The organism is Roseomonas sp. KE2513 (genome assembly GCF_016107305.1).
Taxonomy (GTDB): domain Bacteria; phylum Pseudomonadota; class Alphaproteobacteria; order Acetobacterales; family Acetobacteraceae; genus Roseomonas.
This window is the reverse complement of sequence record NZ_RCVR01000019.1, coordinates 93,849-110,375: the sequence shown is the minus strand read 5'-3', so window position 1 is coordinate 110,375 and position 16,527 is coordinate 93,849. Positions and strand designations below refer to the sequence as shown.

Here is a 16,527-nt window from a genome sequence, read left to right as displayed (position 1 = left end):
CACGGCCCGACCCACCGCCGGCAGCCGGGTCGGGGGCTGCCAGGGGCCTGAAACCGCCGGGTTCATGGCCGCGGAGGAGGGAGTCGGGCAAGGCTCGCGTCCATCAACGACAGGGCAACGACAGGGCAAGGCTCAGGCATGGCCAAGGCATCGCTCTCGCACCGCTTAGCGCGGGAAGCGACGACGCACTGCAGCATAGGACAAGATCTGGCCGCGCTCGCCCACTGAGAATGCCCGCCCACTGGATCGTGAATAAGGCCCCTGCCCGCCGCTCCCCTCCCGGACCCGCCAAGTGGTCAGAGGAAGGCGGAGACGATCGCGACGATGCCGACCCACAGGAGGATCGAGATGCCGCCGATCACCCAGAAGGCGGTTCCTACGGGAAGCCGTTTCAGATCCTCCTCGACGGCGAGATCATCGGCCAGATCGGCCTCGTAAACTTCCACCGTCTCAGCCTGCACGACAAACCCCCATCGCTCATGCCCCCCGGCATGATCCACCGCTCGCCAAACTTTATCGTCAGGAGAGATTTGTCGAGTTTCGTAATGCTCTTTTGTCGTAACGATCTTGTGCGCCGCGGTTGCCCATCCCGCGACGCCGTTTCAGACTGCCGCCAGCATCACGGAGCAAGGACGTGACCCGCCGCCGCCTGATCAAGGCCCTCGCCGCGACGCCCCTCCTGGCGGGAGTCCGGTCGGCGGCCCACGCGCAGGAGGCCGTCACCGTCTTCGCGGCAGCGAGCCTCACCGACGCCATGCGCGCTCTCGGCGAAACCTGGCGCGGGCGCGGCCAACCCCTGCCCCGCTTCTCCTTCGCCGCCTCCTCCGCCCTCGCGCGGCAGATGGAGCAGGGAGCGCCCGCCGACATCTTCGCCTCGGCCGACGAGCCGTGGATGGATTACGTCGCGGAGCGAGACCTCATCCTGCCGGAGACGCGGATCAGCCCTCTCGCCAACGCCCTCGTCCTCGTTGCCCCGGCCGACCGGGCGCTGCCGCCGGTCGCGCTCGCCAGGGGAATGGACCTCCTCACCCTGCTCGGCCCCAACGGGCGGCTCGCGACGGGCGATCCCTCCAACGTGCCCGTGGGCAAGTACGCGCAGGCCGCCCTCACCTGGATGGGCGCCTGGGAGGCAATCGGGCCGCGCCTTGCCCGCGCCGACAACGTCCGCTCCGCCCTGCTGCTGGTGGAGCGCGGCGAGGCACCGCTCGGCATCGTCTACGCGACCGATGCGGCGGCCTCCCGCGGGGTGAGGGTCGTCGGCACCTTCCCCGCCGAGAGCCACCCCCCCGTGACCTACCCCTTCGCCCTCGCGCGGCGCGCGGCCGGCAACGCGCAGGCCCGCGCCTTCCTCGCCTTCGTCACCGGCGGGGAGGCGGCGGAGACCTACCAGCGCTTCGGCTTCGAGCTGCGGGCGCCGTAGCGCGGGAATGGGGCTCCTCCCCGAGGAGTGGCAGGCGGTCCGGCTGAGCCTCTCCGTCGCCTTCCGCTCGGTCGCCTTCGGGCTGCCGCCGGCGGTGCTCGCGGCCTGGCTGCTGGCGCGCGGCCGCTTCCCCGGGCGGGCCCTGCTGGACGCGCTTGTTCACCTGCCGCTGGTCATGCCGCCCGTCGTGGTTGGCTGGCTGCTGCTGGTCACCTTCGGCCTGCGTGGGCCAGTGGGGTCGCTGCTGAACGAGTGGTTCGGCATCCGGCTGGTCTTCACCACAGCCGGCGCCTCACTCGCCACCGCGGTGATGTCCTTCCCGCTGATCGTGCGCGCCGTGCGCCTGAGCCTCGATGCCGTCGATCCCGGACTGGAGGCGGCAGCGCGAACCCTCGGCGCCGGGCCGCTCGACCGCTTCGTGACCGTCACGCTGCCGCTGATCGCGCCCGGCATCCTCTCCGGCGCCATCACCGCCTTCGCCGCCGGGCTGGGCGAGTTCGGTGCGGTGATCACCTTCGCCTCCAACATCCCCGGCGAGACGCAGACCCTGCCGCTGGCGATCTACGCCGCGACCCAGACGCCGGGCGGGGAGGCAGTGGCGGCGCGGCTGGCGGCGGTGTCGCTCGCCCTCGCGGTCGCGGGGCTGCTGCTGGCTGACCTCGCGGGACGGCGGCTCTCCCTCGCGCTCGGCCGGGCGCCCCGCTGATGTTGCCCCGCTGATGTTGCCCCGCTGATGTTGGAGGTCTCGCTGTCCCACCGCTTCGGCGGCAGGGACGGCTTCCTGATCGAGGCAGAGTTCGCGACGCCCACGCCAGGGGTCACGGCCCTCTTTGGCCCCTCCGGCTGCGGCAAGTCCACGCTCCTCTCCGCGGTCGCGGGCCTGCTGCGGCCCGACCGCGGCCGCATCGCGCTGGACGGTACCGTGCTGGCGGACACCATTGCCGACATCGCCCTGCCGCCGGAGCGGCGGCGCTGCGGCGTCGTGTTCCAGGATGCGCGCCTCTTTCCGCATCTCTCGGTGAGGACGAACCTCCGTTACGGCGAGCGCCGCGCGCCGCGCGAGGCCACCGGCCCCGGCTTCGAGGAGGTGGTGGAGTTGCTGGGCATCCGCCCCCTGCTCGGGCGGCGGCCCGGCGCCCTCTCGGGCGGGGAGCGGCAGCGGGTGGCGCTCGGCCGCGCGCTGCTCTCGCGCCCGCGGCTGCTGCTGATGGACGAGCCGCTGGCCGCCCTCGACGCCCCGCGCCGGGCGGAGGTCCTGCCCTTCCTCGCGCGCGTGCGGCACCGCTTCCGGGTGCCGATCCTCTATGTCACGCACGCGCTGGACGAGGTGGACCGGTTGGCCGACCACCTCGTGCTGATGGAGGCCGGCCGTGTCCTTGCCACGGGCACGGTCGAGGACCTCTCGGCCCGCACCGACCTCCCGCTGCTCGCGGGGCGGCGGGACGCGGGAGTTGCACTCGCCTGCCGGGTGACCGCGCACGATCCGGCGGGCGGGCTCACGCGGCTCGACTTCGCGGGCGGGGAGCTGCGCGTGCCGCTCCGGGCCGAACCCGCCGGCGAGGCACTGCGCCTGCGCGTCCGCGCGCGCGACGTCTCCGTCGCGTTGACGGAGCCGAAGGGTCTCTCCGTGCAGAACATCCTTCCGGCGGTGATCGAGTCGGTAGAGGGCGCGGGCGCGCATGAGGCGATCCTTCGCCTCCGACTCGGCGAGGCGGCGCTGCTCTCCCGCGTGACGGCCGAAGCGGCCTCGCGCCTGGCGCTCCGGCCGGGGCTCACGGTCTGGGCGCTCGTGAAGTCCGCCGCCTTTGGGCCGGAGGATGGGTGGGAATAAGGGCCCCTGCTTGGCGCAGTACGGGGGCGGCCGGTAAGATGCGGCTTCGTCACGTCTCCGCCGGGGCGCCGGGCACGTCGCCCGGGCGGCGGCGTGGCCAGGGGAGACCTCATGGCGCTGGTGAAGACATCCGAGCTGGGCGGGCGCGCCTCGGCGCGGGCCGCAGGGGCGGCAACGCCTGCCGTACCGCCGAACCCTCCCTCCCCGGCCGCGGCCCAGCCCAGCCGCGCCCGGCGGGCGCAGGACCGCTCCCGCGCGCGGCGGGAGAAGGCGGCGGAGCGGATCGGCGCCGCGACCGAGCAGCTGGCGGCCGGCGTGGCCGAGGCCGCCGCTGCCGCCGAGCAGCTGGGCCGGGCGCTCAGCCAGACCGCCTCCGCCGCCGAGGAGGCGGCGGGCGCCGCGCAGGAGTCCCAGGGCGCCATCGGCAGCCTCGGCGCCATCTTCGCCCAGGCGCGCGACCGGGCGGAGACCTCGCGCCGCCGGACGGATGCGATGCAGGCTGCCCTGATCGAGCTCGGTACGGGAATCGAGGCCTCCGCCGACTCGGTCGCGGAGAACGCAGCCCGCCAGCTCCGCTCCGTCGAGATCGTCGCGGCGCTGGAGGAGGGCGCGGCGAGCATCGGCAACATCACCCGCGTGGTCGGCGACATCTCAGACCAGACGAACCTCCTCGCCCTCAACGCCGCCATCGAGGCGGCTCGCGCGGGGGAGCAGGGCCGCGGCTTCGCCGTGGTGGCCGAGGAGGTGCGCGCCTTCGCCGAGCGTTCGGAGGCGAGCGCGGGCGAGGTGCAGGCGCTCGTCGCCACCATCCGCGAGGAGGTGCGCGGCATCGGTGCCCGCATCCGCGCCGCGGCCGAGGGCGCCGAGGCGCAGACGCGCGCGGGCCGTGCCGTGGTCGCGACGCTCGCCGAGGTGCGCGCCGAGATGGGTGCCCTGGCCGAGGGCGCGCAGGCGATCCTCCTCGCGGCCGTCGGGGCCGAGGGCGCGGCGCGGGAGGCACAGCGCGGCGCCGAGGGCGTCTCCGCCGCCGCCGAGGGGCAATCCGCCGCGACCGCCGAGGCTCAGCGCGCGGTGGAGCAGCAGGTCACCGCCCTGGCCGAGAGCCAGCGCACCGCCCAAGCCCTCGCCACCATGGCGGAGGGGCTGCAGGTCGGGACGGCCGGCGCCGGCGCGGCGGAAGAGGTCGCCTCCGCCGCCGAGGAACTCTCGGCGGTCGTGCAGGAGATGTCGGGCGCGGCCGGGCAGATCACCGCCGCGCTGGACGGGATCGCCCGCGGTGCCCAGGCGCAGGCGGCGGCCACCCAGCAGTCCTCCGCGGCGATGGAGGAGATCGAGCGCGCGGCCGTGGGCACCCGTGCCGCGGCGGCGGAGGCGGTCGCGCTGCTCCGCTCGCTCGCGCCGCGCCTCGGCGACGGGCGTGCAGGGCTCGCGGCGCTGAACGAGGGCATGGCGGCCGCCGTGGCGGAGACGCGGGCGGTGGCGGCGCTGGCGGGCGCGCTGGAGGCCTCGGGGCGGCGGATCGAGAAGATCGTGGACCGCATCGCGCTCGTCGCCGTGCAGACGAACATGCTCGCGGTCAGCGGCTCGGTGGAGGCGGCGCGGGCGGGCGAGGCGGGGCGCGGCTTCGCCGTCGTCTCCACCGACATCCGCGAGCTGGCGCGCGACGCTGGCGAGAACGCCGACCGGATGAAGGATGTGGTGCGCGATATCCGCGACCAGGTGGCCGTGGTGCGCGCCGACCTCGACGCCCTGGCCGCCGCCTCGGCCGCCGAGATCGGCCGGGGGCAGGTCATGCTCGACCGGCTGGTGGCGGCTGAGGCGGAACTGGCGGCGCTGCGGGCCGGGTCGGACGAGGTGCTGACCGGGGCGGAGGAGATCCTGCGCGCCGTGCGGGAGGTCTCCACCGGCACGCAGCAGATCGCGGCCGCGGCGGAGGAGGCGAGCGCCGCCGTTGCCCAGGCCTCCGCCGCCGCGCGCAGCCAGGCGCGCGGCACCGAGGACCTGGCCGCCGCCATCGAGGAAATTGCCGATCTCGCGGACGAGCTGCGCTCGGCGGGCGACTGAGGTGGCCGGGGCCACCGATGTCCTGACCGTTGATGCGTCCGGCGAGGGCTTCGCCCTGCCGGCCGCCCTCGTGCGGGAGGTGCTGCGGCCAGTGCCGCTGACGCGCGTGCCGCACGCCCCGGCCGCGCTGCTGGGCCTGGCCAACCTGCGGGGCACGGTGCGGCCCGTGCTGTCGCTCGCGCGGCTGGTCGGCGGCACCGAGGCGCCGCCCGGCCCCGCCTCGCGCATCGTGGTGGTGGAGGGCGCGGCGACCGTCGGGCTGCTGGTGGAGCGCGTCGCGCGGCTCGGTCCGGGCGGCGGGGCGCGGGCGCTCGACCTTCCAGCCCTGCTGGAGGGGGCCTTCGCCGGCCTCGCGCGCGCCGCCCCCCGAGCGGCCAACCTTGCACTGCCGGAGGCGCGCCCCGCGCGGGCGGCCGAGGCGCTGGCGCTCGTCGCCTTCAGGATCGCCGGGCAGGATTATGCCCTGCCGCTCGATAAGGTGGCCGAGGTGGCGCGCCTGCCGGCCCCCGCGGCGCTCGGCGGAGAGGATGGCGCGATCCTCGGCCTTGTGCCGCACCGGGGCGGGCTGCTGCCCCTGGTCCTCCCCCACGCGCTGCTCGGCCTGCCGGCGGGAGAGCCGACGGCCGCGACGCGGATCGTGGTCACGCGTCTCGGGGCCCATCGGCTTGGCCTTGTCGTGGATTCGATGAGCGCGATCCTCCGCGTCGGCGAGGAGGCGGTGGAGCCGGTGCCGCCGATCCTCTCCCGCGGGCTGGGGGAGGCGCGGGTGGCCGCGATCCTGCGGTTGGACGGGGGGCAGCGCCTCGTCTCCGTCCTCTCCCCGGCGGGACTGTTCGACGAGGCGACGGCGGCGCGGCTGGCCACGGGCACGGAGGAGGAGGCGATGGCTGTCAGCAGCGAGGCGGGCGCCGCGGAGCGCTTCCTGGTCTTCCGCCTGGGCGAGGAGAGCTACGGCCTGCCGATCGCGGCAGTGGAGGAGGTGGTGCGCCATCCCGGCGCGCTGACGCGCATCCCGCACGCGCCGGATTTCGTCGAGGGGGCGATGAACCTGCGCGGCGCCGTGCTGCCGGTCATCGACCAGCGCCGCCGCTTCGGCAGCGGGGAGGGCAGGCCGGCCGGGCGGATTGTGGTGGTGACGGTGGAGGGGCTGCGCGCGGGCTTCGCGGTGGACGCCGTGTCGGAGGTGCTGCCCGTGGCCGCGGAGGACCTCGCCCCCGTCCCGCCGCTGGCCGAGGGCGGCGCGCGACTCTTCGACCGCGTGGCGCGGGTGGAGCGCGGCGGGCGCATCATCCTGCTGATCGACCCCCGTGCCCTGCTGGACGCGGCCGAGCGCGACCTTCTGGCCGCCGTGGCGGCCCAGGCGGCGACAATAAAGGTGGCGGAGCCGTGATCCGCCTTCTCGTCGTCGATGATTCCGCGCTCATGCGCCGCCTGCTGGGCAGCGTCTTCTCGCAGGAGCCCGATTTCGAGGTCGCCTTCGCCCGCGACGGGGTGGAGGCGCTGGAGGCGATCGCCGCGCAGCGGCCCGACGTGATGACGCTTGACGTGCGGATGCCGCGGATGGACGGCCTGGCCTGCCTCGACCGGGTGATGCTGGAGAACCCGCTGCCGGTCGTGATGCTCTCCTCCGTGACCGAGGCGGGGGCGGAAGCGACGCTGGAGGCGCTGCGGCTGGGTGCGGTGGACTTCATCGGCAAGCCCGCCGGCGCCGCCTCCCTCTCGATCGACGCGCTGGCGCCGCGGCTGGTGGAGAAGGTGCGGGCCGCCGCGGGCGCGCGGTTGCGGCGGAGTCATCGTCTGGCCGAGCGGGTGCGCCTGCGCACGGGGCTCGCAGCCGCACAGGAGACGCCCGCGCGCGCCCCGCGACCGGTCCTTCCGAAAGCTGCTCCCCTGCCCCGCGCGGCGACCGCGCCCGGCTCGCCGCCAGGGCTGGTGCTCGTCGGCTGCTCAACCGGCGGCCCCACGGCGCTCGACGCGCTGCTGGGCCCGCTGCCTGCGGATTTCCCCTGGCCGATCCTCATCGCCCAGCACATGCCGGCGAGCTTCACCGGCCCCCTGGCGCGGCGTCTCGACGGGCTCTGCGCCCTGACCGTGGAGGAGGTGACGCGACCCGTGCCGCTGCAGCCCGGCCACGCCTATGTCGGGCGGGGCGATGCGGACCTCATCCTCGGCACGCGCGCGGGCGGGCCGGTGGCGATGGCCGCGCCCTCCGACCCCGACCGGCGCTGGCATCCCTCGGTGGACCGGATGGTGGACAGCGCGATGGAGCACATCCCCGCCGACCGCCTCATCGGCGTGCTGATGACGGGCATGGGCTATGACGGCGCCGCCGCCATGGCGCGGCTGTACGCGGCGGGCGGCCGGACCATCGCGGAGGCGGAGGAGACCGCCGTGGTCTGGGGCATGCCGGGGGAGCTGGTGCGGGCGGGGGCCGCGGGCGCCGTGCTGCCGCTTGAGAGTATCGCGCCCGCGCTGATCGGCGCCCTGGGACAGGCCCACGAGGCGTGGCGGTGAGCGACGAACGGCCCCTCAGCGAGGAGGAGCTTCGGCGGCTCTGCGACTTCCTCTATCGCCGCACCGGCATGTCCTACGGCGAGGGCAAGCGCTACTACATCGAGCGGCGCGTGGCCCAGCGCATCGCGCGCTCCGGCGCCGTCTCCTTCCCCGACTACATGGCGCTGCTGCAGTCCAGCCCGGCCGAGGCGGGGCGGCTGGTGAACAGCTTCACCGTGAACGAGACCTATTTCTACCGCGAGGAGCACCAGCTCCGCTGCCTCGGCCGCTCCATCCTGCCAGAGATCGTGGCCCGGCGGGGCCCGGGGGATCTCGTGCGGATCTGGTCCAACCCCTGCTCCACCGGGGAGGAACCCTACTCCATCGCCATCTGGCTGCTCGAGAACTGGCCGCCCGTCGATGCCTACAACATCGATATCGCCGGCTCCGACATCGACGGCGATGCGGTGGAGGCGGCGCGGGAGGGGCGCTACGGCGACCGCTCCCTCGCCCGCCTGCCCGAGGACCTCGTCGCCCGCTATTTTGGGCCGAGGCAGGACGGGCAGCGGCGGATCATCGACGACCTCCGCGAATCCGTGCGCTTCGGGACGGCGAACCTCGTGGATCCCGCGGGCATGGCGGCGGAGGGGCGCTTCGACGTCGTGTTCTGCCGCAACGTGCTCATCTACTTCGACGAGGCCTCCCGCCGCCTCGCCGCGGAGACGTTGTTCAACGCCCTTCTTCCCGGCGGCTTCCTGCTGCTCGGGCACACGGAATCGATGACCCGCATCTCCGACCGCTTCCTCGTGCGGCGCTTCGAGGACGCGGTGGTCTACCAGCGTCCGCCGGCATGAGCGACCTGCTGGACGCCTTCCTCGTCGAGGCCCGCGAGCTGGCCGAGACGGCCGCTGCCGAGCTGATGGCGCTGGAGCGCGCGCCGGCCGACGCCGCGCGGCTCGATGGCCTGTTCCGGGCGGTGCACACGCTGAAGGGATCAGTCGGCCTCTTCGACCTCGCGCCCATGGGCGCCGCGCTCCATGCCGCGGAGGATCTGCTGGACGCCGCGCGGGCCGGGCAGATGGCCCTCGGCCGTGCCGCCATCGACTCGCTGCTGGAGCTGATCGGGGCGGTTGAGACCTGGGTGGAGGAAGTGGCCGCCCTCGGCGGCACCCTCCCGGCCGCTGCCGCCGGGCGGGCGGGTGATCTGGAAGCGTCCCTCCGCGCGCTGCTGCCGGGGACGAAGCCGACCGGCGGGAGTTCCCCGGCCGCGGCCGGGCCATCGGCCGCGGACTGGCTGGCCCCGCTCCTGGCGCGGGCGGTGGCGGCGGAACACGCGGCCGGGCGCGGGGTGACCGCCCTGCGCTACGTGCCCGCGGAGGACTGCTTCTTCCTCGGCGACGACCCGATGGCGGTGGTGCGCGCCCTGCCGGGCCTCGTCGCGCTGCACGTCGCCCCCCGGCAGCCCTGGCCCGAGGCCGGGCCGGACCCCTTTACCTGCAATCTCGTGATCGAGGCGGTGGTCGCGGCGCCCGGGGCCGCGCTGCGTCCCCTACTGCGGCTGGTGGCGGACCAGGTGCGCCTGGCCGAGCTGCCGCCCCCGGCCGGGACTGCTCCGCCGCCCGCCCCGGAGGCTGCGCCTGCCGCGCCGCCCCGCGCGCTGCGGGTGGATGCCGGCCGGGTGGACGCGCTGGTGGACCTGGCGGGGGAGTTGGTGGTCGCGAAGAACCGCCTCGCTCATCTCGTCGAACGCGCGGCGGGGGCGGACCCGGCCCTCGCCCGCGCCCTCGCCGAGAGCCGCGCCGGGATCGAGCGGCTGGCGGAGGCGATGCATCGCGGCGTGCTCGGCCTGCGCATGGTGCCGCTGGGGCGCAGCCTCAACCGCCTGCCGCGCTCGTCGCGCGAGATCGCGGGCCGGCTCGGCAAGGAGGTCGCATTCCACCTGGAGGGCGAGGCGGTGGAGGCCGACAAGGCTGTCGTGGACGGCCTCTTCGAGCCCTTGCTGCACCTTCTCCGCAACGCGCTCGACCACGGGATCGAGTCGCCGGCGGAGCGCGCGGCGGCGGGCAAGCCGCGCGCCGGGCGGATCGCGCTGCGGGCGAGCCGCGGCGGCGTAGGCATCCTCGTCGAGATGTCGGATGACGGGCGCGGGATGGACCCGGCCCGGCTTCGCGCCGTTGCAGTGGCGCGCGGGCTGCTCGACCCCGCCGCGGCCGCGGTGCTGGACGACGACGCCGCGCTCGACCTCGTCTTCCGCCCCGGCTTCTCGACGGCCGGGACGGTGACAGACGTCTCCGGACGCGGCGTCGGAATGGACGCGGTGCGGACGGCGGTGGAGGCGCTGGGCGGGCGCGTCGCCCTTCTCTCCGCGCCGGGCGCCGGCGCCACCGTGCGCCTCACCCTTCCGCAGGGCGCCGCCGTCTCGACCGTCCTGCTGGTGCGCGCGGGCGGCGAGGTCTTCGGCGTGCCCGTGGAGGCGGTGGCGGAGACGCTCCGGGTACCGGCACCGCGCATCCTGCCGCTGCGTCAGGCGGAGGCCTTCGTGCTGCGGGACCGTACCGTGCCGCTGCTTCGCCTGGCCGGCCTGCTGGGCCTCTCCGCCGCGCCGCGGGGCGAGGTCGCGCGGGTGCTGCTGACCGGCGCGGGCGCCGGGCGGGCCGGGCTGGAGGTGGAGGGTTTCGCCGGGCGGCTCGACGTGCTGCTCCGCCCGCCCGAGGGACTGCTGCGGGGCATGCCGGGCATGCTCGGCACGGCCCTGCTCGGGGACGGGCGCGTGCTGGTGGTGCTCGACCTGCCGGCCCTGATCGACGGGGAAGGCGCCGGATGAGCCTCCGCATCGACGGCGACATCGCGCGGCTGGAGGGCGAGCCGCGCGTGGAGGACGCCGAGCCGCTTCTCGCCTTCCTCCAGGGCGGGCCAGGGCGCGGCGTGGACCTCAGCGAGGCGGGCCCCCTGCACGCGGCCGTCCTGGGTGTGCTGCTGGCGCTGCGCCCGGCGTTGCACGGGGGTGCCGGCGATCCTTTCAACGCGCGCTGGCTCCTGCCGCTCCTTGCGCCACCGCCGCTGGAAGGGGATCATCCGTCCCTGTTCACGGAGTAGCCGGATGGCCACCACGGTCCTGATCGTCGATGACAGCAAGCTCGCGCGCATCGTGGCGGGAAAGGCCGTGGCCGCTCTCCAGCCCGACTGGGCGCGGGTGGAGGCCGGCAATGCCGAGGAGGCGATAGCCCGGCTCGACGCGGGCGGCATCGACCTCGCGCTGCTCGACTACAACATGCCCGGCAAGGACGGCATCACGCTGGCCGCCGAGATGCGGGCGCTGCACCCCTCCATGCCCATCGCCGTCATCACCGCCAACCTGCAGGACGAGGTGATCGCGCGCGTGCGGGCGGTGAACGCCACCTTCGTGCCCAAGCCCGTGACGGAGGAAGCACTGCGCGGCTTCGTCTCCGGCGCGGCGCTGCGCCTGCGCGCGGCGACGCGATGAGACCTGCCACCAGGAAAGAGCATCCATGACCCCCCTCGGCGCGAGTGCCGGTTCGGACGCGGCGGGTGGGCTCGTGGAGCTCAGCGCGCTGGAGCGCGACGCGCTGACCGAGCTCGTGAACATCGGTGTGAGCCGCGCCGCCGCCAGCCTTCGGAAGATGGTCGGGGGCGAGGTGCTGCTCTCCGTCCCCGCCATCGAGATCATTCCCCACGGCACCGCCGCCGCCCTCATCGGGGAGCGCGAGGGCGACGACCTCGTCGCCGTGCGGCAGGACTTCACCGGCGCCTTCCGCGGGCGGGCGCTGCTCATCTTCCCCAAAGCCAGCGGCATCGATCTCGCGCGCGCCGTGCTCGGCGACGAGGTGGCGCCCGAAGACGCCGCGGAGATGGAGCGGGAGGCGCTGGCCGAGACGGGCAACGTCATCCTGAACGGCTGCCTGGCGACAATGGCGAACATGCTGCACCGCTCGCTCACCATGTCGCTGCCCCAGGTGCTGCGCGGCGACGGGAGCAGCCTTCTCTCCTCCACCGGCGAGGGCGCGCCGGCGGAGGGGCTGGTGCTGTTCCTCTACATCAACTTCTCGGTTCGGGACCGCAGCATCCGCGGCTACATCGCCATGGTGATGGACATGCCCTCGCTCGGCGCGCTGAAGCTGCTGGTGGGCGATTTCATCGAGCGGGTGATGGACGACGAGATGGACGTCTTCCCGGCCAGCCAGGGGTGATGCGCCCGGCCGTGGGGATGGAGGAGCGTGGAGCGGGCGATGGGAATCGAACCCACGACATTCAGCTTGGGAAGCTGACGTTCTACCTCTGAACTACGCCCGCGCGACGGGCAGCGCCCGTGCTTAGGCAACACCTAGCGCAGCGCGCCGGCCGGCGCAATCGGCCGGGCGGCGCGGCGGGTCGGGGGCCGTCTCTCAGACCTGGGTCAACGGGCGCGTCCTGGCCCAGCCCAGTCCGAGCAGGCCGAGCAGCACGAGCCCTAGGGAGGAGGGCTCCGGCACCGCCAGCAACTGGGCGGTATTGAGCGGCCCGAGCCGCGTCCCCTCAGGGGTGAGCGTCAGGTAATCCGCGCTGTAGTCGGCGAAGGTGAGATTGTAGAGGATGTTGCCCGCGTCCCGCAGAACCCAGGGCGTGACGATCTTCGGGCAGGCCGGCGGCGCGCCGGAGGAGCAGGGGCCCGCGCTGTGCCCCACGCCAACGAAGTCCTGGAACGCCGTCGGCACGAGGGACGATGCCGAGAAGGGCGGCGACGCGCTGCGGAAATCCCCGACGAAGCCCGCGCCATCGCCCATAGGATCCGCGATGAGCCCGACGGCGTAGCGCCCGGGCATGAAGCTATTCGCGTCGAAGATCGCGACCGCCACCCCCGTCAACGCGTTCTCGGCGGCCGTTTGGATGCTGTAGGTCGTGCCGGCGATGGTGATCTCCGCGGAGAGCGGGGAGTAAGCCCGGAAGCCCGCAAAGGGCCCGCCGAGGGCCGGGGCAAGATTGGGGCTGCTCGTGTCGAACAGCGCGCGGACGGCGAAGGATGTCGAGCTGCTGAAGGGGGTCGGGCTGGCGGCCGAGGCGGGATTCAGCGCCTCGTCCGTATCGAAGCCGCCGGTGTAGAGCAACTCGAAGGGCGCCGCCTCGGCGGTTTGGCCGGACGCGGCGAGTGAGCACAGAACGAGGCCGGCTGCGGCAAGGTATCGCATGTTTTTCATGGATGTTCTCCCGTGCGGGGAAATCTCATCATGAACTTGCGCGCCAGAGATTCACCTATGTGACTGCTGACGTGCCGGGCGTCCGGCGCCCGGTTACCCCGCGGGATGGGCCTGCCCTGCGTGTCCGGAAGCCGGGCCTTGCCATGCCTGGCAGGGGGGGACTAGTTTCCGGTGCCCCGCCGCGTTCCCCTCGGCTGGGCGCTCGCGATTTGTCGGCCAGCTTGCGGCGAGCTTAAAAAAACGCGCTAAACGGCCGTGGCGAGGGCTCTCTCCCCCGCCCGACCGGGCCATCCGTGACCGATGGAACGCCCGTTATGCCCAGGACCCTTCCGAACGCCCCGCTCCGCCCCGCGACACTCCTCGTGCGCGGCGGCCAGAACCGTTCCTCCTTCGACGAGATGTCGGAGCCGGTGCACCTGACTTCGGGCTTCATGTACGAGAGCGCGGAGCAGGCGGAGGGCACCTTCCTCGGCACCGAGCAGCACTTCCAGTACTCCCGCTTCGGCAACCCGACGATCGAGGCGCTGCAGAACAAGCTCGCGGCCCTCGAAGGCGCGGAGGCCTGCCGCGTCACGGCTTCCGGCATGGCGGCGGTGCACTCGGCAATGCTCGCGCACCTCAAGGTCGGGGACCGGGTCGTGGCCTCCCGCGCGCTCTTCGGCTCCTGCCACTGGATCGTCTCCTCCCTGCTGCCGCGCTACGGCATCGAGACGGTGTTCGTTGATGGCACCGACATGGACCAGTGGCGGGAGGCCTTCCGCAAGCCCGCCGCCCTCGTGCTGCTCGAGACACCCTCCAACCCGATGCTTGAGCTGGTGGACCTGCCAGCGGTCGCCGAACTCGCCCATGCGGCGGGCGCGATCGTGGTGGTGGACAACGTCTTCGCGACTCCCCTGCTCCAGAAGCCGCTCACCCTCGGCGCCGATGTCGTGGTCTATTCCGCCACGAAGCACTTCGACGGCCAGGGCCGCGTGCTCGGCGGTGCCGTGCTCGGCTCGCGGAAGTGGGTGGACGAGGTGCTGCAGCCCTTTATCCGCAACACCGGCCCCAGCATCTCCCCCTTCAACGCCTGGGTGATCCTGAAGGGGCTGGAGACGCTGCACCTGCGCGTGCCCGCCATGTGCGCCAACGCCGCCAAGGTGGCGGACTTCCTCGCCACGCGGCCGGAAGTCTCGCGTACGCTCTACCCCTTCCTCGACAGCCATCCCCAGCAGGCGCTGGCGCGCGCGCAGATGTCCGCGGGCGGCACGCTCGTCACCTTCGACGTGGCCGATGCCGGCGAGGGCGCGAAGGCCGCGGCCTTCCGGGTGCTGAACGCGCTGAAGCTCGTGGACATCTCGAACAATCTCGGCGACGCCCGCAGCATGGTGACCCACCCGGCCACCACCACCCATATGAAGGTGGGCCCGGAGGAGCGCGCACGGCTCGGCATCAACGACGGTACCGTGCGCCTCTCGGTAGGGCTTGAGGATGTGCAGGACGTGATCGACGATCTCGCCCAGGCGCTGGACGCGGTGCGCGAGGGGGTTCGGGCCGGCGGCGGCAAGGCCTTGGGCGTGCCCCGGGCCGCCGGCCCGGCGCGCTGAGCGGCAGGCCCGCAGGAACGGCGATGGAGGAGCAGCGATGAGCGAGCCTGGTGCCTTCACCGCCATCACCCGCGGCGTCCGGGTCACGGTCCGCAGCTTCTACCTCGTGGACCAATCCGACCCCGAGGAGGGGCGCTACGTCTGGGCCTATCGGGTCAGGATCGGCAACGAGGGCCGCGAGACCGTGCAGCTCCTCAAGCGGACCTGGCACATCACCGACGCGCTGGGCCGCACCCAGCACGTCCACGGCGATGGCGTGGTGGGGGAACAGCCGGTGCTCGAGCCGGGAGAGGTCTTCGAGTACACCTCCGGCACGCCCCTCGCGACACCCTCTGGCTTCATGCAGGGACGTTATCATATGATCGCGGCAGCCAGCGGAGAGCCCTTCGACGTGGAGATTCCGGCCTTCAGCCTCGACAGCCCCCACGGGCGCGGGGCCCTGAACTAGCAAGACCGGGGCGGGGTGGAACCTTCCCTCCGGCCCGGGCCCTCTTTCAATGCGACCGCGCACCTATTTGCCTGGGCACGATGCGCTGTCGCCGTCTGTGCCGCCGCCGCGCCCGAAGGATTGCCGCCGTGACCGAGCAGAACCCGATCATCCCCGACGCGCAGGGCGCCGGCACGAGCCTCCGCTGCGATCTTGTCCGGCCGAGCCAAGCCGAGGCGGAGGCGGCGGTCCGCACCCTCCTCCTCTGGGCCGGGGACGACCCGACCCGCGAGGGGCTGATCGACACGCCCGCCCGCGTCGCCCGCTCCTATCGCGAACTCTTCGCGGGCTACGAAACCGACCCTGTCCAGCTCCTGCAACGCTCCTTCGAGGAGGTGGCGGGCTATGACGAGATGGTCGTGCTGCGCGACATCCGCCTCGAGAGCCATTGCGAGCACCACATGGTGCCGATCATCGGGCGCGCGCATATCGGCTACATCCCGCGCGGCCGGGTGGTGGGCATCAGCAAGCTCGCGCGCGTGGTGGACGCCTTCGCCAAGCGCCTGCAGATCCAGGAAAAGCTGACGGCCCAGATCGCCAACGCCATCAACGACGTGCTGGAGCCGATCGGCGTCGCGGTGGTGCTGGAAGGATCGCACCAGTGCATGACCACCCGCGGCGTGCACAAGACCGGCGTCGCCATGGTGACGAGCACCATGCTCGGCGCCTTCCGCGACGATCACGCGACGCGACGCGAGTTCCTGTCGATCATCAACGGGCGGGCGAACACCTTCGAGGGGTAGCGGGCCGGCGCTGGGGACCCCGGGGAGAGGAGGAAGGACTTCCTCCTCTCCCCGGCCCCCTCACCATCATCATCTTTATCTTCTTCGAGCTTGCGATTTCTGCGCGACCGGTGCGCCTCGGGTCATGGACCCGAGGCGACTGCACGCGCAGGAAGGGCACGAAGAGCGAACCGGCCCTATCACCGCATGCGCGGAGCCAGATGGGGCTCCAAGGGCCTCAGGCCTTTGGCGGGTGAGGTCTGGAGAGGTCAGAGCCCTCTCCTGGGCCCGGCCGAGGCAGCCTTCTCAGCAGTCGCGGCGGAAGAACCCGGCGGACCGGTTCGCGCGCGCCGCGTCGGCGTATGAGCCGGACATGGCGGCCTGCTGGCTGGTGCCGACGGCGTTCGCGTAGGCCTCGCGGCAGTAGGAATCCGCCACCGGCGCTGCGGCATAGCCCTGCTGCACCGGCACCTGGCGCCCGTAGGCGTCGCCCTGACCCACATAGGCAGGCATCGGCGTGGCGTAGGGGGACTGGGACGCGTAGGGCGTTGGGTAGGCCTGCTGGACGACGGGCTGCGAGTAGACCGGCCCGCTGGCGTAGTAGGGGTCGTTGGGGGCGCAGGCAACAAGCCCGGCACCCAGCGCGAGGATCGGAAGGATCGCGAGACGGGGGCGGATCATGGCTCTCTCCCTGGTTAGGAAGGGAAAGCGCCACAGCCCCGTTGGGGTTTC

The 16,527-nt window shown here is 73.4% G+C and carries 17 protein-coding genes, 1 tRNA gene and 1 riboswitch; of the genes, 14 read left to right on the top strand and 4 right to left on the bottom strand.

Features of this window, described 5'->3' with window-relative positions; translation table 11 throughout:
* Positions 1–296 precede the first annotated feature (296 nt).
* Positions 297–446, bottom strand: coding sequence for a hypothetical protein (locus D9599_RS18890; protein ID WP_198382833.1), 150 nt, complete (start codon positions 444–446; stop codon positions 297–299).
* Positions 447–634: 188 nt separating this feature from the next.
* On the opposite strand from D9599_RS18890, the gene modA reads away from it, so the two are divergent.
* The 11 genes from modA to D9599_RS18835 all read left to right on the top strand — a co-directional run bounded on the left by modA (position 635) and on the right by D9599_RS18835 (position 12,016).
* Entirely contained in the window at positions 635–1,420 is a 786-nt protein-coding gene (gene modA / locus D9599_RS18885; protein WP_198382832.1) for a molybdate ABC transporter substrate-binding protein, read from the top strand.
* 7 nt (positions 1,421–1,427) lie between these two features.
* Complete coding sequence (modB, locus tag D9599_RS18880) at positions 1,428–2,126, top strand: molybdate ABC transporter permease subunit (RefSeq protein WP_198382831.1); 699 nt, start codon at positions 1,428–1,430, stop codon at positions 2,124–2,126.
* A 27-nt stretch (positions 2,127–2,153) separates the two neighbouring features.
* Complete coding sequence (gene modC / locus D9599_RS18875; protein WP_198382830.1) at positions 2,154–3,251, top strand: molybdenum ABC transporter ATP-binding protein; 1,098 nt, start codon at positions 2,154–2,156, stop codon at positions 3,249–3,251.
* A 111-nt stretch (positions 3,252–3,362) separates the two neighbouring features.
* Entirely contained in the window at positions 3,363–5,315 is a 1,953-nt protein-coding gene (locus D9599_RS18870; RefSeq protein WP_198382829.1) for a methyl-accepting chemotaxis protein, read from the top strand.
* 1 nt (position 5,316) lies between these two features.
* Positions 5,317–6,705 (top strand): chemotaxis protein CheW, encoded by a 1,389-nt coding sequence (locus D9599_RS18865; RefSeq protein WP_198382828.1) that lies wholly within the window; start codon positions 5,317–5,319, stop codon positions 6,703–6,705.
* Positions 6,702–7,829: a chemotaxis-specific protein-glutamate methyltransferase CheB gene (gene cheB, locus D9599_RS18860; RefSeq protein ID WP_198382827.1), complete on the top strand. Its 1,128-nt coding sequence runs from the start codon at positions 6,702–6,704 to the stop codon at positions 7,827–7,829. The genes D9599_RS18865 and cheB overlap by 4 nt, the downstream gene beginning before the upstream one ends.
* Entirely contained in the window at positions 7,826–8,662 is an 837-nt protein-coding gene (locus tag D9599_RS18855) for a protein-glutamate O-methyltransferase CheR (RefSeq protein WP_309228660.1), read from the top strand. Before cheB ends, D9599_RS18855 begins: the two co-directional genes overlap by 4 nt.
* Positions 8,659–10,632: a chemotaxis protein CheA gene (locus D9599_RS18850; protein WP_198382826.1), complete on the top strand. Its 1,974-nt coding sequence runs from the start codon at positions 8,659–8,661 to the stop codon at positions 10,630–10,632. Before D9599_RS18855 ends, D9599_RS18850 begins: the two co-directional genes overlap by 4 nt.
* Entirely contained in the window at positions 10,629–10,904 is a 276-nt protein-coding gene (locus D9599_RS18845; protein WP_198382825.1) for a hypothetical protein, read from the top strand. The genes D9599_RS18850 and D9599_RS18845 overlap by 4 nt, the downstream gene beginning before the upstream one ends.
* A 4-nt stretch (positions 10,905–10,908) precedes the next feature.
* Entirely contained in the window at positions 10,909–11,292 is a 384-nt protein-coding gene (locus D9599_RS18840; RefSeq protein WP_198382824.1) for a response regulator, read from the top strand.
* A 25-nt stretch (positions 11,293–11,317) separates the two neighbouring features.
* Positions 11,318–12,016 (top strand): chemotaxis protein CheX, encoded by a 699-nt coding sequence (locus D9599_RS18835; RefSeq protein WP_198382823.1) that lies wholly within the window; start codon positions 11,318–11,320, stop codon positions 12,014–12,016.
* A gap of 28 nt (positions 12,017–12,044) precedes the next feature.
* Here the strand turns inward: D9599_RS18835 and D9599_RS18830 are convergent.
* Together D9599_RS18830 and D9599_RS18825 are read right to left on the bottom strand one after the other, a co-directional pair.
* Positions 12,045–12,119: transfer RNA gene (locus tag D9599_RS18830), tRNA-Gly, on the bottom strand.
* 92 nt (positions 12,120–12,211) lie between these two features.
* Positions 12,212–13,000, bottom strand: a complete 789-nt coding sequence (locus D9599_RS18825) for a PEP-CTERM sorting domain-containing protein (RefSeq protein ID WP_198382822.1) — start codon at positions 12,998–13,000, stop codon at positions 12,212–12,214.
* Between the two features lie 191 nt (positions 13,001–13,191).
* Positions 13,192–13,269: riboswitch (SAM riboswitch) on the top strand.
* 45 nt (positions 13,270–13,314) lie between these two features.
* On the opposite strand from D9599_RS18825, the gene metZ reads away from it, so the two are divergent.
* From metZ to folE, 3 genes are all read left to right on the top strand, one after another.
* Positions 13,315–14,586, top strand: a complete 1,272-nt coding sequence (metZ, locus tag D9599_RS18820) for an O-succinylhomoserine sulfhydrylase (protein ID WP_198382821.1) — start codon at positions 13,315–13,317, stop codon at positions 14,584–14,586.
* Between the two features lie 37 nt (positions 14,587–14,623).
* Positions 14,624–15,034 (top strand): Co2+/Mg2+ efflux protein ApaG, encoded by a 411-nt coding sequence (gene apaG, locus D9599_RS18815; RefSeq protein ID WP_198382820.1) that lies wholly within the window; start codon positions 14,624–14,626, stop codon positions 15,032–15,034.
* 146 nt (positions 15,035–15,180) lie between these two features.
* Positions 15,181–15,816 carry a GTP cyclohydrolase I FolE gene (gene folE / locus D9599_RS18810; RefSeq protein ID WP_309228661.1) on the top strand — a complete coding sequence of 212 codons (636 nt, stop codon included), beginning with the start codon at positions 15,181–15,183 and terminating at the stop codon, positions 15,814–15,816.
* Positions 15,817–16,101: 285 nt separating this feature from the next.
* Here folE and D9599_RS18805 read toward each other — a convergent pair whose 3' ends face one another.
* On the bottom strand, positions 16,102–16,476 hold the full coding sequence (locus D9599_RS18805; protein WP_198382818.1) for a hypothetical protein: 375 nt from the start codon (positions 16,474–16,476) through the stop codon (positions 16,102–16,104).
* Between the last annotated feature and the right edge of the window lie 51 nt (positions 16,477–16,527).